General features: G+C 70.0%; 24 protein-coding genes. 12 read left to right on the top strand and 12 right to left on the bottom strand.

The window, feature by feature from the left end; translation table 11 throughout:
• Window positions 1-166: 166 nt before the first annotated feature.
• The gene (locus N0B31_RS12480) at window positions 167-592 is read right to left on the bottom strand and encodes a DUF8009 family protein (protein WP_260591960.1); all 426 of its coding nucleotides are present in this window, start codon (window positions 590-592) and stop codon (window positions 167-169) included.
• 102 nt (window positions 593-694) lie between these two features.
• On the opposite strand from N0B31_RS12480, the gene N0B31_RS12475 reads away from it, so the two are divergent.
• The 3 genes from N0B31_RS12475 (at window position 695) to N0B31_RS12465 (ending at window position 3,081) form a co-directional block, all read left to right on the top strand.
• On the top strand, window positions 695-1,987 hold the full coding sequence (locus N0B31_RS12475; RefSeq protein ID WP_260591959.1) for a phosphoglucose isomerase-related protein: 1,293 nt from the start codon (window positions 695-697) through the stop codon (window positions 1,985-1,987).
• Between the two features lie 55 nt (window positions 1,988-2,042).
• Window positions 2,043-2,795, top strand: a complete 753-nt coding sequence (locus N0B31_RS12470; protein WP_260591958.1) for a CPBP family intramembrane glutamic endopeptidase — start codon at window positions 2,043-2,045, stop codon at window positions 2,793-2,795.
• A gap of 124 nt (window positions 2,796-2,919) precedes the next feature.
• The gene (locus N0B31_RS12465) at window positions 2,920-3,081 is read left to right on the top strand and encodes a CopG family transcriptional regulator (protein WP_260591957.1); all 162 of its coding nucleotides are present in this window, start codon (window positions 2,920-2,922) and stop codon (window positions 3,079-3,081) included.
• Window position 3,082: 1 nt separating this feature from the next.
• On the opposite strand, the gene N0B31_RS12460 is transcribed toward N0B31_RS12465, so the two are convergent.
• Window positions 3,083-3,538, bottom strand: a complete 456-nt coding sequence (locus N0B31_RS12460; protein WP_260591956.1) for an NOB1 family endonuclease — start codon at window positions 3,536-3,538, stop codon at window positions 3,083-3,085.
• Window positions 3,539-3,778 carry a PRC-barrel domain-containing protein gene (locus tag N0B31_RS12455; RefSeq protein ID WP_260591955.1) on the bottom strand — a complete coding sequence of 80 codons (240 nt, stop codon included), beginning with the start codon at window positions 3,776-3,778 and terminating at the stop codon, window positions 3,539-3,541.
• Window positions 3,779-3,901: 123 nt separating this feature from the next.
• Between N0B31_RS12455 and N0B31_RS12450 the strand changes: the two genes are divergently transcribed.
• Together N0B31_RS12450 and infB are read left to right on the top strand one after the other, a co-directional pair.
• Window positions 3,902-4,486, top strand: a complete 585-nt coding sequence (locus tag N0B31_RS12450; protein ID WP_260591954.1) for a plastocyanin/azurin family copper-binding protein — start codon at window positions 3,902-3,904, stop codon at window positions 4,484-4,486.
• A gap of 111 nt (window positions 4,487-4,597) precedes the next feature.
• Window positions 4,598-6,412, top strand: a complete 1,815-nt coding sequence (gene infB, locus N0B31_RS12445; RefSeq protein WP_260591953.1) for a translation initiation factor IF-2 — start codon at window positions 4,598-4,600, stop codon at window positions 6,410-6,412.
• 4 nt (window positions 6,413-6,416) lie between these two features.
• Here the strand turns inward: infB and N0B31_RS22600 are convergent, their stop codons facing one another.
• Together N0B31_RS22600 and N0B31_RS12440 are read right to left on the bottom strand one after the other, a co-directional pair.
• Window positions 6,417-6,857 carry a rhomboid family intramembrane serine protease gene (locus N0B31_RS22600; protein ID WP_380628462.1) on the bottom strand — a complete coding sequence of 147 codons (441 nt, stop codon included), beginning with the start codon at window positions 6,855-6,857 and terminating at the stop codon, window positions 6,417-6,419.
• A 279-nt stretch (window positions 6,858-7,136) separates the two neighbouring features.
• The gene (locus N0B31_RS12440) at window positions 7,137-7,922 is read right to left on the bottom strand and encodes a class I SAM-dependent methyltransferase (RefSeq protein ID WP_260591952.1); all 786 of its coding nucleotides are present in this window, start codon (window positions 7,920-7,922) and stop codon (window positions 7,137-7,139) included.
• 171 nt (window positions 7,923-8,093) lie between these two features.
• On the opposite strand from N0B31_RS12440, the gene N0B31_RS12435 reads away from it, so the two are divergent.
• A complete protein-coding gene (locus N0B31_RS12435; RefSeq protein ID WP_260591951.1) occupies window positions 8,094-8,261 on the top strand; it encodes a DUF8015 family protein in 168 nt (55 codons plus the stop codon).
• A 170-nt stretch (window positions 8,262-8,431) separates the two neighbouring features.
• On the opposite strand, the gene N0B31_RS12430 is transcribed toward N0B31_RS12435, so the two are convergent.
• From N0B31_RS12430 to N0B31_RS12415, 4 genes are all read right to left on the bottom strand, one after another.
• Window positions 8,432-9,061: a ribonuclease H gene (locus N0B31_RS12430; RefSeq protein ID WP_260591950.1), complete on the bottom strand. Its 630-nt coding sequence runs from the start codon at window positions 9,059-9,061 to the stop codon at window positions 8,432-8,434.
• Window positions 9,062-9,140: 79 nt separating this feature from the next.
• The gene (locus tag N0B31_RS12425; RefSeq protein ID WP_260591949.1) at window positions 9,141-10,229 is read right to left on the bottom strand and encodes a DUF373 family protein; all 1,089 of its coding nucleotides are present in this window, start codon (window positions 10,227-10,229) and stop codon (window positions 9,141-9,143) included.
• Between the two features lie 216 nt (window positions 10,230-10,445).
• The gene (locus tag N0B31_RS12420; protein ID WP_260591948.1) at window positions 10,446-11,153 is read right to left on the bottom strand and encodes a DUF6517 family protein; all 708 of its coding nucleotides are present in this window, start codon (window positions 11,151-11,153) and stop codon (window positions 10,446-10,448) included.
• A 69-nt stretch (window positions 11,154-11,222) separates the two neighbouring features.
• The gene (locus N0B31_RS12415; protein ID WP_260591947.1) at window positions 11,223-12,539 is read right to left on the bottom strand and encodes an MFS transporter; all 1,317 of its coding nucleotides are present in this window, start codon (window positions 12,537-12,539) and stop codon (window positions 11,223-11,225) included.
• Window positions 12,540-12,763: 224 nt separating this feature from the next.
• Between N0B31_RS12415 and N0B31_RS12410 the strand changes: the two genes are divergently transcribed.
• Together N0B31_RS12410 and N0B31_RS12405 are read left to right on the top strand one after the other, a co-directional pair.
• Window positions 12,764-13,621: a BGTF surface domain-containing protein gene (locus tag N0B31_RS12410; protein WP_260591946.1), complete on the top strand. Its 858-nt coding sequence runs from the start codon at window positions 12,764-12,766 to the stop codon at window positions 13,619-13,621.
• Window positions 13,622-13,690: 69 nt separating this feature from the next.
• A complete protein-coding gene (locus N0B31_RS12405; RefSeq protein ID WP_260591945.1) occupies window positions 13,691-14,686 on the top strand; it encodes a radical SAM protein in 996 nt (331 codons plus the stop codon).
• Window positions 14,687-14,757: 71 nt separating this feature from the next.
• On the opposite strand, the gene N0B31_RS12400 is transcribed toward N0B31_RS12405, so the two are convergent.
• A complete protein-coding gene (locus N0B31_RS12400; protein WP_260591944.1) occupies window positions 14,758-15,141 on the bottom strand; it encodes a hypothetical protein in 384 nt (127 codons plus the stop codon).
• A gap of 46 nt (window positions 15,142-15,187) precedes the next feature.
• Entirely contained in the window at window positions 15,188-15,547 is a 360-nt protein-coding gene (locus tag N0B31_RS12395) for a DUF5830 family protein (RefSeq protein ID WP_260591943.1), read from the bottom strand.
• 454 nt (window positions 15,548-16,001) lie between these two features.
• Here N0B31_RS12395 and N0B31_RS12390 point away from each other — a divergent pair, with 454 nt between their 5' ends.
• Window positions 16,002-16,682 (top strand): TVP38/TMEM64 family protein, encoded by a 681-nt coding sequence (locus N0B31_RS12390; protein WP_260591942.1) that lies wholly within the window; start codon window positions 16,002-16,004, stop codon window positions 16,680-16,682.
• A gap of 81 nt (window positions 16,683-16,763) precedes the next feature.
• A complete protein-coding gene (locus N0B31_RS12385; protein ID WP_260643981.1) occupies window positions 16,764-17,663 on the top strand; it encodes a universal stress protein in 900 nt (299 codons plus the stop codon).
• A 36-nt stretch (window positions 17,664-17,699) separates the two neighbouring features.
• Here the strand turns inward: N0B31_RS12385 and N0B31_RS22555 are convergent, their stop codons facing one another.
• Window positions 17,700-17,819, bottom strand: coding sequence for an HVO_2523 family zinc finger protein (locus tag N0B31_RS22555; protein WP_303655776.1), 120 nt, complete (start codon window positions 17,817-17,819; stop codon window positions 17,700-17,702).
• A gap of 103 nt (window positions 17,820-17,922) precedes the next feature.
• On the opposite strand from N0B31_RS22555, the gene N0B31_RS12380 reads away from it, so the two are divergent.
• Together N0B31_RS12380 and N0B31_RS12375 are read left to right on the top strand one after the other, a co-directional pair.
• Entirely contained in the window at window positions 17,923-19,419 is a 1,497-nt protein-coding gene (locus tag N0B31_RS12380; protein WP_260591941.1) for a molybdopterin-dependent oxidoreductase, read from the top strand.
• Between the two features lie 94 nt (window positions 19,420-19,513).
• Complete coding sequence (locus N0B31_RS12375; RefSeq protein WP_260591940.1) at window positions 19,514-19,843, top strand: winged helix-turn-helix domain-containing protein; 330 nt, start codon at window positions 19,514-19,516, stop codon at window positions 19,841-19,843.

Here is a 19,843-nt window from a genome sequence, read left to right as displayed (position 1 = left end):
CACTCCGGTTACTGGGTGGGAAACGGACGTTTCACGAAGTGCTCAGAGGCGGTTAGAAGTTTTACGAACGCCTCTGAGAGATTGGTTCCGGAAACTACGGAGTGCTCGATAGTCGTGGGGAGCGTTCCCGTCTCGCGGGCGGCGTGGTCGGTGTCGCGGCGGTCCCTCAGCCGAGGGGCAGGACGTCGACGTCGTGGCCCGCCGCGACGGCCGGGACGGCGGTCCGCTCGACGAGGTGGTCACGGAGCGCCTCGCGCCACGTGTCGACCCGCTCGGCGTGGTACTCGCGGTGTCGGTCCGTGCTGTACTCGCCGCGCTCGCGCAACTCGTCCTCCGTCTCGTCGGGCGTCGGATAGGGGGGTGCCTCGTCGTCGACGAGTCGCTCGGGCGCGAGGTGTATCGGTTCGGGGTCGGTGTCGTACGCGCCCTCGCCGCCGGCGAGGTGGAGGCGCGCACGCATCCGGCCGTTGAACGGCGGGGTCACGCGCAGGACGGCGCCGGCGTCGCGTGCGGCGTTGGCCTCGAGCGCCGCCACCACGTCGTCGGTGTGGACCGCGAGCGACCGGATGACCGTCGGGTCGTCGGACTGCACACCCGGCAGTGGGGGCGAGCGCCGCTTAGGCGTGACGCTGTCGGCACACGCGGGCGCCACGCAGAAACCAAACGTCTTGCCCCCACGCTCTGAGACCCGAGTATGCAGGTCGACATCGGCAACGCGCTCTCGGACGTCGCCCGGCCGGGCGTCTCCGAGGGGGCACTCGAACGACTCGACGAGCGGGTCGCACGCGTCCACGAACGCATCGAACGGGGGATGGCCGACGACGAGTTCGGTTACGCCGCGCTGAACCTCCCCGAGACGACGGACGCGACGGAGATCCGTGAGGCGGTCGAACCGCTGACCGACGCCGACCACGTCCTCACCGTCGGCATCGGCGGGTCAGCGCTCGGCGCCGTCACCGTCTCGCGTGCGCTCGGACTCGACGGCCACGCCGTCCTCGACAACGTGGACCCCGCGGAGACCCGGCGCGTCCTCGACGCGCTCCCGCTGGCCGACACCGCCGTCCACGTCGTCTCGAAGTCCGGCACCACCGCCGAGACGCTGGCGAACTTCCTCGTCGTCCGCGAGGCGATGACCGAGGCCGGCGTCGACTGGACCGAGCGGACCGTCGTCACGACTGGCGCGGACGGTCCGCTCCGGGCGGCCGCCGAGACGGAGGGCCTGCCCGCGCTCGACGTGCCCGAGGGGGTTCCCGGCCGGTTCGCCGCGCTCTCGACGGTGGGGCTGGTCCCGGCCGCGATCCTGGGCGGCGACGTCGAGGGCGTCCTCGTCGGCGGCCGCGCGGCCCGCGAGTCGCTCGCGCTGTCGCTGTTCGACTCGCCGGCCTACGCCTACGGCGCGGTCTGCTACGCGCTGGAGAACCGCGGTGCGACGACGAACGCCGTGATGCCCTACCTCGAGTCGCTCGAGCCGTTCGCCGAGTGGTTCGCCCAGCTCTGGGCCGAGTCGCTCGGGAAGGACGGCCTCGGCCAGACGCCGGTGCGGGCGCTCGGCGCGACCGACCAGCACTCCCAGCTGCAACTCTACCGCGCCGGCCGGCACGACAAGCTCGTGACGCTCGTCCAGTCGAGCGAGCGCCCCGACGTGCCCATCCCGGAGACGGACGTGGCGGGTCTCGCCTACCTCGGGGACGGTGAGACGACGCTCGGCGACCTCGTCGACGCGGAGTTCGCGGCGACGGAGGCGTCGCTGGCGGCGGCCGGCCAGCCGAACGTCCGGCTGACCGTCGACCCGACGCCGGAGGGCGTTGGCGAACTGCTCGTGGCGATGGAGGCGGCCTGCATCCTCGTCGGGGAACTCCACGGCGTGGAGACGTTCACCCAGCCGGCGGTGGAGTGGGGCAAGCGTGCGGCCCGCGGTCTGCTCGGCGGTGGCGAGTTCGAGGAGGCCGACGCGGTGGCCGAGAAGCGGCGACTGGTGGTGGAGTAGGGCTGCTCGGCCAAGGAGGAAAGGGATATTCGACGCCGGCCCGTAGTCCGGGGCAATGGAAGGCTCCACAGCCTCGAACGCCGACCGGGGGCAGCAACTCCGGAGCGTCGGGACCAGCGTCGGCCTGACCGTCGCGGGCTTCCTGACCGCCGTCGTCGTCTTCGGCGTCGGCATCGTCACCATCGGTGCGGTCGGTATCGACCTCCAGCAGCAGCCCATCCTGTTCGCCATCGCCGGCATCGTCCTGCAGGGGGTCGGCTTCGGCGTCGCCGTCGTGCTGTACATGGCCGTCACCGACAACTGGGGCCTCGTCGGCCTCCGGGTCCCCACGCTCAGGGACGTCGGCTGGACCGTCGGCGGGCTGGTCGCGCTGTTCGCGGGCTACCTCGGCATCGTGGCCATCGTCTCGCTCCTGAACGTCACCCCCGCCGAGAACAGCATCGTCGAGGCCGGCCAGCAGAACCCCGGGCTCGTCCCGCTGCTCATCCCGCTCGCCATCCTCGTCGTCGGCCCGAGCGAGGAACTCCTGTTCCGCGGGGCCATCCAGGGGGTGCTCCGGCGCTCGTACTCCGCGGTGCCGGCCATCGCCATCGCCTCGAGCCTGTTCGGCGTCGCGCACGTCTTCGCCCTCCTCGGCGGCCCGCTCTCGGGTATCCTCGTCTACATCTCCGTGACGTTCGTCCTCGGGATGATCCTCGGTGCCATCTACGAGCGCACCGAGAACATCGTCGTCCCCTCGCTGGTCCACGGCGTCTACAACGCCATCCTGTTCACCAGCCTCTACTTCCAGGTGTCGGGCGGAGTCTGACGCCCTCGCTCCGGGCGTTCCTCTCGGCCCGCGTGACTTCCCGGTGGCGACGACACTCCCCGCCCCGTGAGCTTGTGACAGATGTCTGACTGAGGCTTATCGTCGCTCCGCCGAAGGAGGGCACATGTACCGGTTGACCGTCCTGTGCGAGGAGCGACAGGCAGAACGGGTCCAGCGACTGGCGACCCGGTACGGCGTCACCGAACAGGAGGTGGTCCGCCAGCTCATCGACGCCGGACTGGAGTACGCGGACGAGTCGGACCCGGAACCCGAGCCGCAGGCCTAGCCTAGGGTCGCTTGCGGGTCAGGTCGGCCCCGCAGATCTCACAGCGCTCGCGGTGCTCGTCGTAGACGCGGCCACACCCCTGACACTGGTAGTTCCAGTCGATACGCTCGTCGATGCCCTCCTGCGCGATGACCTCGACCTCGAGGTCGAGTTCGTCGGCGACGTTCTGCATCGCGTAGTCGTCCGTGACGAGGGTAGCGTCGAGTTCGAAGGCGGCCGCGAGCAGGCGCACGTCGGTCGTGGAGAGCTCCGTCGCGTCGCCGGTGGTCCGGGCGGCTCGCTCGACCCGTTCGACCGTGCCGGGTTCGGGGACGTGGAGTCGCATCCCGCTCCCCTCGAGCGCGTCGAAGCGGTAGCCCGACGAGTCCTGTAACTCCTCGCGGACCATCGGGATGGTCGCCACGTCGCCGGTGACGTGGTAGTCGTCGATGAACGCCGAACTGTCGAGAACTCGCATCTACCGACGGACGACGATGTGGTCCTTCACGGCCTGCACGTTCGAGACGGGGACGAGGTAGTGGCCGTGCGCGTCGACCTCGAAGTCGGCGTTGACCCCACGCTCGCCGGGGTCGACGATGAGGTGGCCCAGCTGTCCGGTCTTCATCCGCATCGTGATGTTGTACAGGAGGCCGAGTTCGGCGCCGTCGTCACCCATGACGGTCTTGCCCGAGAGATTCTCGGCGAGTATCTCTACCATATCGATGCGAATCACCGCGCGGTACATAAACGCCACGGGGTGTCGGACGCCTGGCGGCCACTGCCGTCGGTTTCGGGTCCCTTTTGGGTGAACGCTCTTGTGGGGCGCGGCCGTCGTCCGTGTATGGACCGACGCACGTTCCTCAGAGTCTCGATGCCAGCCACGCTGGTCGGGCTGGCCGGCTGTAGCGGCGGCGACGGCACCCCCACGCCGGGGGCGACGGACTCGCCGACGGCGACGCCGACCGACACGCCGACGGAGTCGCCGACACCGACCGCCACGGATGCCCGGACGGACTCGCCGACGCCGACCGAGTCGCGCACCCCCACCGACACGCAGGCGCCGACGGAGACGCGGACAGCGACCGACTCCCCGACGGCCACCGACACGCCCACCGCCACCGCACGGGCGACGCCCGTGCCCGACCGCACCGTCGCCGTCGGGCCGGAGGGGCGGGTCGTCTTCGAGCCCGAGACGTTCACCATCGGCGTCGGCGACACCGTCCTCTGGGAGTGGGCCTCCGGGGGACACAACGTCTCGCCCGACGACGGTGGCCAGCCCGACGGCGCCGACTGGGCGGGCGACGACGACGGCACGTTCGGCTCGGGGCACACGTACGCCTATACGTTCGACACGCCCGGCGAGTACAGCTACCACTGCGACCCGCACCAGTCCATCGGGATGCGCGGGTCGTTCACCGTCGAGTAGCCCGGGTCGGCCGGCGACGCTGGCCCCCACGCCGGGGCCGAGGGCGTTCTGAAAGACTTAACCCACCACGTCGCCCACTGCGGGCAAGGAGTTCTCCGGGGTTCGATTCTCATGTCCGACACAGACACAGACCACGAGGCGAGCGGAGAGGAGCAGTCGCTGCGGACGCCCATCGTGGCCGTCCTCGGACACGTCGACCACGGGAAGACGAGCCTGCTGGACCGCGTCCGCGGGTCGGCCGTCATCGAGGGTGAGGCCGGCGCCATCACCCAGCACATCGGGGCGACCGCCGTCCCGCTGGAGACCATCTCGGAGATCTCGGGGGCGCTCGTGAACCCCGACGACTTCGACCTGCCCGGCCTGCTGTTCATCGACACGCCGGGTCACCACTCGTTCTCGACGCTGCGCGCCCGGGGGGGTGCGCTCGCCGACATCGCCATCCTCGTCGTCGACGTGAACGACGGCTTCCAGCCACAGACGCTGGAGGCGATAGACATCCTGAAACGGACCCAGACGCCGTTCATCGTCGCCGCGAACAAGGTCGACACCACCCCCGGCTGGAACCCGAACGAGAACAGCCCCATCCAGCAGTCGATGGAGGCCCAGTCCGATCGGGCCGAGTCGCGGCTGAACGAGGCGCTCTACGAGATCATCGGCCAGCTCTCGGAGAACGACTTCTCCGCGGACATGTACTGGCGGGTCCGTGACTTCCAGGGCAACGTCGGTGTCGTCCCCGTCTCCGCGATGACGGGCGAGGGCGTGCCGGACCTGCTCGCGGTGCTGATGGGCCTCTCGCAGCGCTACATGAAGGAGGCGATGGCCATCGACGTGACCGGGCCGGGTGCCGGCACCGTCCTCGAGGTGAAGGACGAACGCGGCTTCGGCAAGACGCTCGACGTGGTGCTCTACGACGGCAGCGTCCGCACGGACGACACCATCGTCGTCGGGGGGCTGAACGAACCCATCGTCACGCAGGTCCGGGCGCTCCTCCAGCCCCGACCGCTCGCCGAGATACGCACCGAGAAGCAGTTCGAGAAGGTGCCCGAGGTCCGGGCCGCGGCGGGGGTGAAGATCGCCGCCCCGGACCTCGACGACGCCATCGCCGGCGCCCCGGTCCGCGTGGTGCGCGACCAGCCCGTCGCCGAGGTCGTCGAGGAGGTGCAGGCCGAACTCGCCGGCCTCGAGGTCGAGACCGAGGAGGAGGGTGTCGTCGTCAAGGCCGACACGCTCGGGTCGCTGGAGGCCATCGCCGACGCGCTGGCGGAGGCCGAGGTGCCCGTCGTCCGCGCCGAGGTCGGTGACGTGGCGCCGCGCGACATCGCCGTCGCCTCCACCGCGAACGAGCCGAAGCACGAGGTCATCCTCGCGTTCAACGTCGACGTGCTGAAAGACGCCGAGCGCCGGGCGAACGAGCAGGGGGTGCGGCTGTTCGAGTCCGACGTCATCTACCAGCTCGTCGAGGAGTACGAGGAGTACGTCGACGAGATCGAGCGCTCCCAGCAGGAGCAGGTGCTCGACAAGATCATCCGGCCCTCGCGGTTCCGAATCCTCGAGGACCACGTCTTCCGCCAGTCCAGCCCCGCCGTCGTCGGCGTCGAGGTGATGGCCGGTACGCTCAAGCGCAACTCGAACATCGCCAAGTGGGAGGGTGGCAAGCCCAAGCGGATTGGGATGCTCAAGTCCATCCAGGACGAGGGCGAGGACATCGACGAACTCCGGGCCGGCGAGCGGGCCGCGGTCTCCATCGATGGCCCCACCGTCGGCCGCCAGATAGACGAGGGCGACGAACTCTGGACGGAACTGCCAGAGAAACACGCGAAGATTCTGGAGCAGGAGTTGCGTGACGAGATCCCGAGCGACGAGATAGAGGCGCTGAGTCAGTATCTGGAGAAGCACCGGAAAGTGGACCCGTTCTGGGGGAAGTAATTACCTACCTCGAACTGTCGCTCGGTCCCCAAATGTAGCCGAGGACTATCCCAAATGACGCTCCTCCAAGATGACCGAGGTGGAGTGAAATTGGGTTCCAGAGTGATATGATTCCGTTTTTGATAACAACCGCTACAGCGGCGAGTCCACACACCACTATCAGCCATTGTCTGGGAGTCAATTCCCAGTTACGCCCTATGTGCGAGCCGACTTCATAGGCCAGCAGGCCAAAGGCGAATGCGCTAGCTCCGTATACGGCTACGTGTGGTTCATGGCCAAATATTACGAATTTCACTCCATCGGCGTAAACAGGTACGTAGCCTGCTAACAACAAGAGAGAGATGTATTTCCGTCTGTTCAAACCACTTTCAACCGGCGACGCTATGTGGATAAATACGATATTTGCAAGGAAGTGCCCGAATCCACGGTGAAGGAGTGGGGCTATTGGCTACACAAGCCATGGTTCGTATTTAAAAAAGTATGCAAGCAAATTCTCGGTACTCCCAGCGCCATACCGAAATGTCAGACCCAATTCGAGGACAAAGACTGAGCATATCGCGACGAGTAGCATGCCAGTCTTTGGCCGTGCTTCATAGCTGGGTGGCCACAAGGCTTCCTTCAGAAACCCAAGAGGGTGGTTGAAGACCTTCGACAGTGCATTTTCTGGGCCCTGACGTGACGACACATTACTGATTGAAAGCTGTCGAATGATAAACCAAATGGCTCACGCCACCGCTTTCACCACCAGCGCCGGCGGCACCATCGCCATCAGGTCGGGCTTGTGGCTCCACTGCTCCTCGTACACGTCGGGATCGCTCGACCCCGGTTCGAGCAGTCGCTCGACGGTGAACCCCGCGTTCGTGAGCGCCTCGTGGTAGTCGCCCACCGTGTGGTGGTAGACGAGCATGTCCGGGTCGTACTCGCCGATGGGGTTGCGCTCGGGCCCGCGGTCGAAGTAGGACCAGTCGAGTTCGCGTTCGTCGGCGTCGAACGTCTCGTAGAACGGGTGCGGGACGGCGAAGACGAACTCGCCGTCGGGTCGGAGGACGCGGTGGGCCTCGGCGAAACAGGCGTGGAGGTCGTCGACCATCTGGAACACCCACGAGCAGTACGCGAGGTCGAACTGGTCGTCGGCGAGGGGGAGGTCGGTCACGTCGCCGGCGACGAAGTCGGCCTCGACCTCGTAGGCCGCGCGGAGTTCGCGGGCCCACCGGAGCTGCCCGGTGGAGAAGTCGACGCCCGTCGCGTTCGCGCCTTCGAGGGCGAGCCCGACGGTGCCCTGTCCACCGCCACAGCCGAGTTCGACGGCGTCCAGTCCGTCGAGGTCGGGGAGCACCTCGGCACGCGTCTCGTCGTCGTGCACGTCAGGGCCGAGGAAGACCCCGGCGGGCGGGAGCTCGCCCTCGTCGGTGTCGGCTCGCCACGCGGCCTGGAAGGCGTCGCTCCACGCGTCCCAGAGGTCGCGGTTCTCGCGTGTCTCCGGGGCGTCGCTCTCGGGGGACTCGGTCATCGACGGGTGACGGGCGCCCTCCGACATACGTCTTCGGGGGGCGTGTGTCGACGTCTCGTGGTGTGTCGTCCACGGCGCCCGCGGCCGACGTCGGCCGTAGCCTGAATCCCCGCTCGACCCCTCCGACGCGGCCTAATAACATTTAATTATCAGGCGCCACTTCACCCGGGCATGTCACAGCGCGAGTACGACGTGCTCCTCGCGAGCGTCCCCGCGCCCATCGCCATCGGTGCCGCGCTGGGTACCGTCTCCTCGCTCCCGCTGATGCTCGCCATCGGCGTCGGAAGCCTGCTGGCCTCGCTGCTGGTCGGGTTCGCGATGTTCGGGCTGACTCCCTAGAGCCGTGTTCCCGACCCCGCTACTGCTGTAACCGTACGCCGAGCGAGCGCAGCGAGCGAGGCGTTTCGTACGCGGCGAGTGGGGGCGAAGCCCCCGATGCCGCGACTTTTTCCCCAGGTTTTTGCCTGAGCGCGGCGCTCGCAGAGCGCCGCACGAAGTGCAAAAAGTGGTTAGTCGGAGGCGTGCCGATTCGCCCGGCTCGGCGGCGGCACCTGCTCCTCCTCGGGTTCCAGCGACGCCGACGGGAGCACACAGCGGTCGGCTTCGGCGTTGACGTGTGCGTACTGGCCCGGCGTGTTCGCCAGCGGGTGCGCGGGGTTCTCGGCCGAGCAGATGCGGGCGGCACGCAACTCGGCGAACCCGTGCAGGCGGGCGCGGATGCCCCGCCAGTGGTGTTCGGCGGCGTCGGGGACGCGGAATGGATGCGGGGGGCGATAGCCGCTGGCCTCGCCCGCGAGGATGGCGCGGTTGACGTTCGCCGCGAGGTCGTCGTGGTCGACGAGGACGCCGACCCGCGCCGAGGGGGGTGCCCGAGCGGCCAGCACGTCCAGTCCGAGGTGGAGCGCGCGGTACTCGGCCACGTTGTTGTCCGGGACCCGGTCGGGGACCGAGAGCCGAGCCACGGGCTCCCCGTCGCGGGTCTCGATGATCACTCCCAGTCCCCCCTCGCCACCACCACGGAACGAGCCGTCGGCTGCGAGGTAGTAGTCTCGACGGTGGGTGTGGGGAGGGTGGGCGATGTGGGGGGTCGGGGAGTCGTCGAACAGATTCCGGAGGCCAGGCCGGTGGTACGCGGCCATACCTCCGCTACGGTACCCACGGTACTTAAATTAGGTGCACGTGTGAGGTCGTGTCACGCGTGGGTCCGACGCCGACCACCTACTGCGGGGCCTCGCCCTCGCTTCGGCGGGGGAATCGCTGTTCGGCGACGGCGAACGCGAGCGTGCTCACGACGCCGATGAGGGTGCCGCCGGCGAGTGCGCCCGCGAGCTCCGAGAGCGAGACGCGCGCGAGGAAGAACCCCGAGAGCGCGAACAGGACGAGCGCGATGGCGGCCACGTAGAACGGCGCGTTCAGGTAGCGCCAGCGGAACCCGCCCGAGAGGTACTCGTCGGTGATGCGCCCGAGCGAGGCGATGATACCGCCGGCTGCGAGCCACTGGACGGCGCCGAACGTCGCGCCCGCGAGCGCGCCCGCCACCCCGACGGCCTCGATGCCACCGAGTTCCTCGACGGACTGGAGGCCGCTGAACCCCGCGACGGACAGCATCGCGAGCGCCACGACGTAGGTGACGAGCTGGACGCGTCCGCCGTAGAGCGACTGGCGGATGCGCTCGGCGCTCCGGTCGATGGTCTGCTCGAGCCCGAGCCCCCTGAACAGGAGGTAGAGGCCGAGCAGCGCGGAGACCACCCCGAGCGTCGAGCCCGGCAACCCCAGCGCGTCACCGAGGATGGCGATGGGGTAGATGAGCAGGAGGATGCCGAGCGGCACGAGGATGGTCCCGCGGGTCTCGGGGTCCGAGAGCACCTGTTTCAGCGTGTAGTACATCGACTCGAGGCTCTGGGCCTGCCGGACGACGACGCGACGGACTCCGTCGATGGGCACCCGCGAGCGGATGACCGGCAGCACGGACTCGTCCTGCGCGCCGTCGGTGACGACGAGCGCACGCACGTCTTCGCCCGTCGTCAGCGACGCGAGGACGGTGTCGACCTCGTCGCCCACCTTCCGGTTGGCGGCGACGTCTGACTTCGCGGTGCCGGTGACGGCGGCGACCTCCACCTGTTCGTCCTCGATGTCGTCGTAGAGGTGCAGGCCGGCGAACAGGACGTTCACGTCGGAGTCCTCCGGGTCGGCGGTGGCGAGTGCGGTCGCGGCCCGCTCGACGCTCTCGCGACCGATGACCGGCGTCTCGAAGCCGGTCTTCCGACCGAGGTCGTCGTCGAGGTCCACGCAGAGCACGAGCAGCACGGGTGGTTCGGAGACACCTACGGCGGCATCCGTTAACACTCTGTCGCGCGACCTTTTTCCGCTCGGGGTCGTGCCTCCGGCGCGACCCCCTCGCGCAAAAACGTCGATGAAAAAGCCGCGCCTCGCTTCGCTCGGCGCGGGTGAACCGCTCGCTACGCTCGCGGACGCTGGTGGGTCCGGACCGCTCCGCATCGGCACCGCTCCGCCCCCGCCGCGCTACGCCTCGTGCTCTATCGACTCCAGCAGGCGGTCGACCGTCCCCCGCTCGATGGCCGCGAGGGCGGGGTGAGCCGCGAGCCCGACCACGAAGTCCCCACCGTGTTCGACCGGGTCCGTGACGTGGACCGAGAGGTCCGTGAGCCCCTCGACGTCGGCCGACGTGCCCCCCGCTTCCAGTCCACCGGCGGCGCGGTACTCCACGACCCTCGTGGCCGTCCCGAGCACCGTCACCGCCCGGTCGTCGGCCCGCTCGACCTCGCGGAGACCTCCGTAGGTCGACTGGACGAGGTCCAGCACGTCGTTCGCGGAGAAGCCGGCCACCGGGTTGAACTCCCGGCCGCCCACCTCCACCTTCGGGGTGGAGAGGACGGCGAAGACGGCGACCCGCTGGTCGCCCGCGTCGTCGGTGCCGGGGAGTGCGTCGAGCACCGAGGGGGCGAGCGGTCGCTCGTACTGGGCCACCCAGTTGCGTACCTCGACGGCATCCACGCCGCCGAACCCCTGCCGGACGACCCGTTCGTCGACGCTGCGCTCCTCGTAGCCCGTCCGGTCGAGCGTCGCGGCGGGGACCGTCGCGGGCGAGGCGGCGAACGAGGCCAGCGAGCGCCCGGTACACCCGGCGAGGCCGGCGGCGAGGAGGAGGCCACTGGTACCGAGGAACGCACGACGGGAGGTCTGGAGGCGGGCGTCTGCGGGGTCGGTCATGTCTCCCCGGAAGCGGTCGGGCGGTATGAGTCTCGCGGCCGGTGACGTGTCGGCCGGCGGCGACGAGACTCAGCGGGCCTGTGCGGGGTCGGCCGGCTGGGGCTCGCCGGCCTCGTCGCCGACCCGGAGGTAGAGCGCGATGGCGACCACCGGGAGGACGAGGAGGCCGCCGAGGACGAACGGGGACTGGAACCCGACGCTGGCGTAGAGCGCGCCCATCAGCACCGGCCCCACGGTTCGCGCGAGGCTGCCGGCCCCCTGCGTGATGCCGAAGGCGCTCCCCTGTCGGTCGGCCGAGGCCTGCCCGGAGACGAGCGCCGTGAGGGTGACGCCGAGGACACCGTTCCCGAGCGAGAGCAACGCGAGGACGAACAGGAGCGCGAGCAACGCGGGCGTGAGGAAGCCGGCGACGCCCGTGAGGTCGGGGAACAGCAGGCCGAACTCGCGCGTGAACGGGATGGCGACGAGGGCGACGGCCAGCAGGCCCGCGCCGAACACGGTCAGCCGCGTCGAGGAGTACCGCTCGGTCAGCGGGCCGATGAGGCCGCCCTGCACCACGACGGCGAGGACGCCGATGTAGGTCAGCAGGAGTGCGGCCTGCGCCTCGGCGTACCCGTACACGTCGGCGACGTACGGGATGAACATGACCTGGACGCCGGAGAAGGCGAACGAGAAGAGGAAGAACGCGACGACCAGCCCCCGGAGGCCGGGGTCGGTGAGCGCCTCGCGGAGCGCTGCGGCCTGCGAGGGGCGGTCTCCCGCCACGGTCGCGTCGTCGAGTTCGCGACTCTCGGGGAGGAACGCGAGCGCGCCGACCACGGCGAGCAGGCTGGCGAACGCAGCGGCGAACGCGGGGAGCGAGAACTGGTCGATGGGGACGACCGCGGGCAGGACGGCGTCAACCGTATCCACCACACCGGGGAGCGTGAGCCCTGCGCTCACGCCCGGCCCGACGATGAATCCGAGACCGAACGCGGCCCCGAGGAAGCCCAGCGCCTTCGCGCGCTCCTCCGGTGGGGTCACGTCGGCGACGTAGGCCTGTGCGGTGGCGATGTTCCCCCCCATCGCGCCGGCCAGCCCACGCGAGAGGAACAGCACCGCGAGGCTCCCCGCGAGGCCGAAGATGGTCCACGCGACGACGCTGCCACACAGCGAGAGGACGAGGATGGGCCGGCGGCCGTAGCGGTCCGAGAGCGACCCGAGGTACGGTGCCGAGACGAACTGCATCAGGGAGTAGACGGCAGCGAGCGCCCCGATGGCGAGTTCGTCGCCGCCGAACGCCCGCGCGTAGAACGGCAGGATGGGGATGACGATACTGAACCCCAGCAGGTCGAGGAACACCACCCCGAAGACGATGGCGAGCGCACGGCGCTGGGCTCCGGACATACCACTGGAGACGACCGAGACCCGGATAACGCTACTGACACGACGGCCCCGAACCGCCCGGCGATGGAGTCGGCGCCGGACGAACAGCGGTACGGCGTCCCCACCCGCTCGGACACGTTCGGCTGGTAGGGCGAAACGGCTGTTTGAGTCTCGAGAAAGTACTTTTCCGTGCCTCCAGCAGCATCGGACGGGACGTGCCGCCCGACGGCCGTCCGCCCTCCACGATGACAGAGAATCTCCACCGGGTGGCGGTGGTCGTGGCGCTCGCGCTGACGCTCGCCACGGCCGCCGTCGCTCCCACGGTGACAGCATCGTCGGCCCTCTCGGCCGAGACACAGACAGCCGAGTCCGCGACCGTCGAGTACGACGGCGGCCACGTCTCGCTCGTCAACGGCCCGAACACCACCGTCACCGGGACGACGACGCTCGACCCCGGGTCACAGGTGACCGTCCGCGTCCGCTCCAGCGGCGCGAGTCCGTTCATCGTCCAAGAGACGACGGCCGTCACCGACGACGGGACGTTCGCCGTGACCCTCGACCTGAGCGACGCCCCGGTCGGCGCGAACGCCACCGTCACGGTTCACGGGGCAAACCAGACACTCACCACCGCCGACGCCGTGACCCTCGGCGACGCGACGCTCGACCACGAGGGCGAGATGCTCTCGCTCGTCAACGGCTCGGACGCCACCGTCTCGGGGTCGACGACGCTCGCCCCCGACAGCGAGGTGGTCGTCCGCGTGCGCTCGTCCGGCGAGAACCCCTTCCTGAAGTCGCAGGCCGCGACGGTCGCCGAAGACGGGTCGTTCGAGGCGACCTTCGACCTCGGCGCGCAGGCCTCGGGGACGGACACGACGGTGAGCGTGTACGGTGCGAACCGGACGCTGACGGAGGTGGACGCGGTCGTCGTCGCGGAGCCGACGTCCACGCCGACCGACTCGCCGACGCCGGACGGTACGACCGACTCGCCGACGGACGCCGGGACGACCCCCGGCGGCTCCAGCGGCGACGGCCCCGGCTTCGGCGTCGCGGTTGGACTCCTGGCCATCGTCGCCGGCGGCCTGCTCGGGGCCCGTCGGGACTGAACCTCCCCCGCCGTGGGCCGTGCCAGTTCGCACGGCTTTTGTCACTCGGCCCGCTACTCGGGACAACCGATGATATCGAAGGGCTGTGAGCAGTGTGCCAAAGGTGGCAAGATGGTGCTGTTCGTCTACGGTTACTGCGACCAGCGCGACTGCTTCTACTGCCCGCTCGGCGAGAACCGCAAGAACGTCACGGACGTCTACGCCAACGAACGGAAGGTCGAGCAGGACTCGGACATCGTCGAGGAAGCCAAGCGGATGGACGCGCTCGGCACCTCCATCACCGGCGGCGAACCGCAGGAGGCGATGGAGAAGACGACCCGGTATCTCCGGCTCCTCAAGGACGAGTTCGGCGAGGACCACCACACCCACCTCTACACCGGCATCACCGGCGGGCGCGAGAACATGCGGCGCCTCTCGGAGGCCGGTCTCGACGAGATCCGGTTCCACCCGCCGTACGAACTCTGGGGCGACATGCACGGCACGGAGTGGGAGGACATCCTCTACGTCGCCCGTGAGGAGGGGCTGACGCCCGCGTTCGAGATTCCCGGTATCCGCGCGGAGACGGAGTTCCTCGACTTCCTCGACGAGGGGGCCGCCGAGTTCTGCAACGTCAACGAGTTCGAGATGTCCGACGGGAACTTCCGCCGGATGAAGGCCGAGGGCTACGAACTCAAGGAGGGCCACATGAGCGCCGTCGACGGCGCCCGCGAGGAGATCCTCGACGTGATGGGCGAGCACCCGCGGGTCTACTTCTGCACCAGCGTGTTCAAGGACGCCGCCCAGCACCGGAACCGACTGAAGCGGATGGCCCAGAACATCTCGCGCCCGTTCGACGACGTCACCGAGGACGGCACGCTCGTCTACGGGAAGACGTGGGTCGACGAGGCCCACCTCCGTGACCTCGGGGTCCCCGAGGAGTTCTACACGGTCAAGACGAACCACGTCGAGGTGGCGTGGTGGCTGCTGGAGGAGATGATCGAGAACGGTGACCTCGAGCGCGGCGAGGTCGTCGAGCAGTACCCCACCGTCGACGGGACGGTGGTGGAGCGGACGCCGCTGGCGTAGTGAGGGGCGCCGAAGGCGGTCCTCGGAGCGCGCGAGCGGTGCACCGGGCACCGTGAGAACACTCCGGGAGACTACTCCTCTCGCCCTGCGTCCACCACCTCGTACGTCGTGAACTCGATGTCGTCGGCCTCGCCCACGAGCAGCGGCCCGAGCAGTTCGTCCTCCCAGACGCGCCAGCGCTGTGGGTACTCGCTCGGCGGTAGCGGGGCGTCGGCCGGCCCCCACAACTCGACCCACGCCTCGCGGCTCTCGTAGACCCACTGCGCCGCGTACCGCCCCTCTCGAGCACCCTTCACGCCGTGCAGGAACCGGTACTCGACGAGGCCCGGCAGGTCGAACAGGTCGCGCGTCTCGGCCTCGCCGACAGCCTCGCGGAACGCCTCGTCGGTGGTCGAGTCGGTCAGTTCGTAGTGGTGGACGCTGACGAGCACGGGCGTCGTTCGTGCGGCGACCACTAAACGGCCTGCGCCCCTCGACAGGTGCCGTCGCCCCGCCGCCCGCTCACTCCCGTCCCGTCACCTTCCGGATACACGACGACCCGAACGGCCCGAGATCGCCCGCTCTCATCTGCATGAAGTAGCCCGTCGAGATGCTCGCCCCGCAGCGCTTGCAGGTGAACTCCCCCTTCTTCTCCACCACCTCGGACTGGAACGAGAGGAAGTTCCCGCTGGCGACGTGGACGACGCCGTCCTCGCGGTCGATGACGCCGCGCATCTCGGCCACGTCGAGGATCTCGCGGGTCGTCGCGGGGTCCGAGGTGATGGTCTCGATGCGGTCGATGACCTCGCTCAGCGGGAGTTCGGCGTGTTCGAGGCGTTCGAGCAGTTGGACGCCCAGTTCCACCTGTTCGCGGTCCGGCACAGGTAGTCCGTGGGTGTGGGGCTAGATTAAACGTTGTCCGTGGTCAGGGGTTGGCGAACGAGTGGTCGTTCGGACCGAGCGAGCGTGCGAATCACGGTACAGGGGAGACAGCGCCGCACAACGGCCGGTCGCGCCGGTTGGCGCGACACGGCGGCCCTGCCCTCCCCCATCGTGCGCCCCCGTTCGCTTCGCTCACGGCAGGCGCACAGGCCGAGTGGGTCGGCCGACCGACCGAACCAGACGGCCCGTGGCGCGTCTCGTCGCAACGGGGGAGGGCCGGCACGCCGTCCCGGTCCGCGTCCACGGACCGAGCGGCCGTTGAGTGGTGCGGTTCAGTGGTACCGTGCTCGCCCCTCCGCTCGTCGCCACCGAGACCCGTCGACTGCGACGGAGCCCGGACACCCCACCCACAGACACCAGAAGGCGTATGCCGTGACAGGAACCACGAACACGCGTGAACCGGGCGACGAGACGGCAGGTGGCGGCGGTCGGCGTCCTCGCGGGTCTCGTGGTCGCGGGCGTGCTGTTCACCTCCCCGGCCCGCGTGGCCGACGCGCTCTCGACGCTCGCCGAGCGGCCGCTCCTGTTCGCGCCCGCGCTCCTCGTGGCCTACCTCGTCCGTCCGTTCCTCGCGTGGCCCATCAGCGTCCTCTCGGTGCTGCTGGGCTACCTGTTCGGGCCGATGGCCATCCCCGTCGGCCTCGCGGGGGCCGTCGTGACCTGCCTGCCGCCGTACCTGCTGGCCCGGCGCTCGGGGGCCGCCGGGCTGGACGAGGCGGGCGGCGACGGCCTGCTCGGCCGCGCGGGCGACACCGGTGCGCGCTTCCTCTCCGTGACCGGCGACGTGCGGGGGCTGGCGGCCGCGAGGCTCGCGCCGCTGCCGGCCGACCCCGTCTCCTACGGCGCGGGGCTGTCGGGCATCGGCCTGCCGGCGTACGCGCTGGGGACGGCGCTGGGCGAGTTGCCGTGGGTGACGACGGCGGTGTTGCTGGGGGCATCGCTCGAGACGCTCCGGGTCGAGGGCGTCTCGGCGGGCGTGCCGCTGGGGGTGGCGGCGCTCGCCGTCGCCGTCCTGCTGGTCGCTGGGCCGCTCTACCGGGCGTGGCGCGGTGGACTCCCCGGCGTCTCGGAGTAGCCGACCGGCCCACCGCCCGACCGGGCGCCGGCGAGGTAATCGCTTATCCCCCGCGGCGGTCAACTGGCGTGTCGAGTGACGATGTACGACGACATCCTCGTCCCCACCGACGGGAGCGACCACGCGCGACGGGCGGCCGAACACGCCGGCGTCCTCGCCCGCCAGTTCGACGCGACGGTCCACCTGCTGGCCGTCCTCGACGTGCAGGCGGCCGCCGGCCCGTTCAGCGCGGGCGGTATCGACGAGCAGTTCGTCGAGCGGCTGGAACGGACTGGCGACGTGTGGCTGAACACGGCGGCGCAGGCGGTCGGCGACGTCACGGTGCACCGAGACAACGAGCGGGGTGAACCCGCGAAGGTCATCCTCTCGTACGCCGAGGCCCACGACGCCGACCTCGTGGTGATGGGTACCCACGGCCGGAAGGGGGTGCGCCGCTACGTGTCCGGGAGCGTCACGGAGCGCGTGGTCCAGCGGGCGGCCGTCCCCGTCCTCGCCACCCACGGGGCCGACCCCATCCTCGAGGAGGCGTACGGTGACGTCCTCGTCGCCACAGACGGGAGCGAGGCGGCCGAGGCGGCGGTCGAACACGGAATCGACCTCGCCACCCGGACCGGGGCGCGCGTCCACGCCGTCAGTCTCGTCGACCTCGGCCGGCTCGGGACCGGCGCCGAGGACGCCCCCGTGCTGGAGTGGCGGAACTTCCTCGAGGCCGAGGCCGAGCGGGCGACCGAGGCGGTCGTCGAGCGGGCCGAGGCCGCGGGCGTTGAGGCGGTGGCGGCGGTCCGCGAGGACTCTCCCGTCCCCGGACTGCTCGCGTACGCCGACGAGGCGGGCGTGGACCTCCTCGTGGTCGGCACGCACGGCCGGCGCGGGGTCACCGACGCCGTCCTCGGGAGCACCGCCGAGCGCATCCTCCGCCGGGCCGAGCGGCCCGTGCTGACGGTCCGGAAGACCGACGCGTTCGTCGGCGGCGTCGACTGACCCCGGCGCCCCCCGCCGCCCGGCTCAGTGGCCGGCTCAGCGGTTCCAGAAGGTGTCCGCGCAGTCCATCACGACGCCGTGTGCCGGGCAGACGTACTTGCAGTGGCGCTTGTAGAGTTCCCCGTCGCAGGTCGGACAGCGTGGGCCACCACTCATACCACCACTTCGGCCGCACTGCGCTTGAATCCAGTGGGAGTCGGGGCAGATTCTAGACGGAGTTCGGAGAACGGACTTACGGCGTGTGGCCGTCAGTCCGGGTATGTCCACTGCTACACGGCTCCGGGGGGTCGTCCCGCTGGCCCTCCTCGCCCTCCTCGCGGGCGTGGCTGGCGTCGCCGGCTCGTACGCCGCCGCCGGCTTCACCCCCGCGTTCGCCGTCGCCCCGATCGAGAGCGCCGTCGCACGGGTCACGCCCGGAGCGCTCGTCACCTTCGCCATCACCGTCCTCGGGAGTCTCGGCCAGCAACTCGCGCTGCTGGGTGCCGTCGCCCTCACCGCGGTGCTGTTCGCCGCGCTCTCGCTCGCGGGCCTCGTCACCGGCCGGAACGTCGCTGCCACGCTGGACCGACCCGCGGTCTCGCTCGTCGGTGCGCTCCTCGCCGGCCTCGCCGTCTGGACCGCCAGCGCTCTCCTCACCGGGTCGCTCGTCGAGTCGCTCGGTGCGGGCCTCGGCGTCGCGGTGCTGCTGACCGTCGCCGAGGCGGCCCGCCTCGTCGACCCGACGGCGACGGACGCCGAGCGGCGGAGCGTCCTGACCGGTCTCGCGGGCGCCGTCGGCGTCGTCGGTCTCGGGTTCCTCCTCGGGCGGCGCGTCGACGCGAACCGGAGTCCCGGCGAGGTGGCCGTCACCGGCGAACCCGCCCGCCTGCTCGCCGACGCCGAGGCGAAGTCACTCGACGTGCAGGGCATCGAACCGCTCGTCAGCCGGCGGTTCTACCAGGTCGACATCAACTCCGTCGACCCCACGGTCGCTCCCGAGGAGTGGTCGCTCCGGGTGACCGGCGCCGTCGACGAGGAACGGACGTTCGACTACGCGGACGTCACCGCCCGCGAGTCCCACGAGGAGTTCGTCACGCTCCGGTGTGTCGGGGAGAAACTCAACGGCACGAAGATGGACAACGCGCTCTGGACGGTGACCGACATCATGCCGTTCGTGGAGGAGGCGGGTCTCCCGGACGGCCCCTGCTGCGTGATGCTCCGGGCCGCGGACGGCTTCTACGAGGAGTTCCCGCTCGAGGCGCTCCGCGACGGGCTGCTGGCATACCGGATGAACGGCCGACCGCTCCCGCGGGGCCACGGTGCGCCGGTCCGTGCGCTCATCCCCGGACACTGGGGCGAGATCAACGTGAAGTGGCTGACCGAGATCGAGATCCTCGAACAGGAGGTCGACGGCTACTGGGAGGAGCGTGGCTGGCACGGCACCGGCCCGGTCAAGCCGGTCGCGAAGCTCCACGCCGTCAACACGCTGGCGGACGGCCGTACCGAGGTCGCAGGCCACGCCTACGCCGGACTCGCGGGCGTCTCCCGCGTCGAGGTGTCCGTCGACGGCGGGGCGACGTGGACCGACGCCGACCTCTCCGAGCGCCTGCCCGGTACGGACGTGTGGCGCCAGTGGGTCCACCGCTACGAGTCGCCCGGCCGGGAACACGAGGTCGTCGTCCGGATGTACGACGACGAGGGGCGGATGCAGGGCGAGGAGCCGACGGGACCGTACCCCGACGGGCCGGCTGGGTGGGTTCGGCAGACGGTGCGATAGTGACGGCCGCACGTGGCAGCCGGCCGGTGCCGATGGCGGCGGCTCGGGGGGACACCTCTTTACGCTCGCCCGGCGACCGGTTCGGTGACCGCGGATGGAGAAGGCGCTCTGGTACCTGCTGGCGGGCACGCGCGGCGGAGCCAACCGGGTCCGCATCGTCAGAGCCATCGACGACCGGCCGCGCAACGCCAACCAGCTGGCCGAACGGCTGGACGTCGATTACAACACCGTCCGTCACCACCTCGACATGCTCATGGAGCACGACGTGGTCGAGCGCTCGGGCGACGAGTACGGCGCGCTCTACTTCCTCACCGACCGGTTCGAGCGCCACCGCGAGACGTTCGAGACCATCACGGCGAAGGTGGCGTTCGACGAGGAGGCCGAGCGAGCGGAGCACGACGCGGACGCGGACACGGAGGACTGA

It is taken from the genome of Salinirubellus salinus (genome assembly GCF_025231485.1).
In the GTDB taxonomy this organism is placed as follows: domain Archaea; phylum Halobacteriota; class Halobacteria; order Halobacteriales; family Haloarculaceae; genus Salinirubellus; species Salinirubellus salinus.
The sequence above is the reverse complement of the archived record's forward strand: the minus strand, read 5'-3'. Positions and strand labels throughout refer to the sequence as shown.

Coding starts and splice junctions, on each gene's coding strand:
- N0B31_RS12475 (WP_260591959.1), top strand. CDS start 695: ATGCAGGTCGACATCGGCAACGCGCTCTCGGACGTCGCCCGGCCGGGC.
- N0B31_RS12470 (WP_260591958.1), top strand. CDS start 2,043: ATGGAAGGCTCCACAGCCTCGAACGCCGACCGGGGGCAGCAACTCCGG.
- N0B31_RS12465 (WP_260591957.1), top strand. CDS start 2,920: ATGTACCGGTTGACCGTCCTGTGCGAGGAGCGACAGGCAGAACGGGTC.
- N0B31_RS12460 (WP_260591956.1), bottom strand. CDS start 3,538: ATGCGAGTTCTCGACAGTTCGGCGTTCATCGACGACTACCACGTCACC.
- N0B31_RS12455 (WP_260591955.1), bottom strand. CDS start 3,778: ATGGTAGAGATACTCGCCGAGAATCTCTCGGGCAAGACCGTCATGGGT.
- N0B31_RS12450 (WP_260591954.1), top strand. CDS start 3,902: ATGGACCGACGCACGTTCCTCAGAGTCTCGATGCCAGCCACGCTGGTC.
- infB (WP_260591953.1), top strand. CDS start 4,598: ATGTCCGACACAGACACAGACCACGAGGCGAGCGGAGAGGAGCAGTCG.
- N0B31_RS12440 (WP_260591952.1), bottom strand. CDS start 7,922: ATGACCGAGTCCCCCGAGAGCGACGCCCCGGAGACACGCGAGAACCGC.
- N0B31_RS12435 (WP_260591951.1), top strand. CDS start 8,094: ATGTCACAGCGCGAGTACGACGTGCTCCTCGCGAGCGTCCCCGCGCCC.
- N0B31_RS12430 (WP_260591950.1), bottom strand. CDS start 9,061: ATGGCCGCGTACCACCGGCCTGGCCTCCGGAATCTGTTCGACGACTCC.
- N0B31_RS12420 (WP_260591948.1), bottom strand. CDS start 11,153: ATGACCGACCCCGCAGACGCCCGCCTCCAGACCTCCCGTCGTGCGTTC.
- N0B31_RS12415 (WP_260591947.1), bottom strand. CDS start 12,539: ATGTCCGGAGCCCAGCGCCGTGCGCTCGCCATCGTCTTCGGGGTGGTG.
- N0B31_RS12410 (WP_260591946.1), top strand. CDS start 12,764: ATGACAGAGAATCTCCACCGGGTGGCGGTGGTCGTGGCGCTCGCGCTG.
- N0B31_RS12405 (WP_260591945.1), top strand. CDS start 13,691: ATGATATCGAAGGGCTGTGAGCAGTGTGCCAAAGGTGGCAAGATGGTG.
- N0B31_RS12385 (WP_260643981.1), top strand. CDS start 16,764: ATGTACGACGACATCCTCGTCCCCACCGACGGGAGCGACCACGCGCGA.
- N0B31_RS22555 (WP_303655776.1), bottom strand. CDS start 17,819: ATGAGTGGTGGCCCACGCTGTCCGACCTGCGACGGGGAACTCTACAAG.
- N0B31_RS12380 (WP_260591941.1), top strand. CDS start 17,923: ATGTCCACTGCTACACGGCTCCGGGGGGTCGTCCCGCTGGCCCTCCTC.
- N0B31_RS12375 (WP_260591940.1), top strand. CDS start 19,514: ATGGAGAAGGCGCTCTGGTACCTGCTGGCGGGCACGCGCGGCGGAGCC.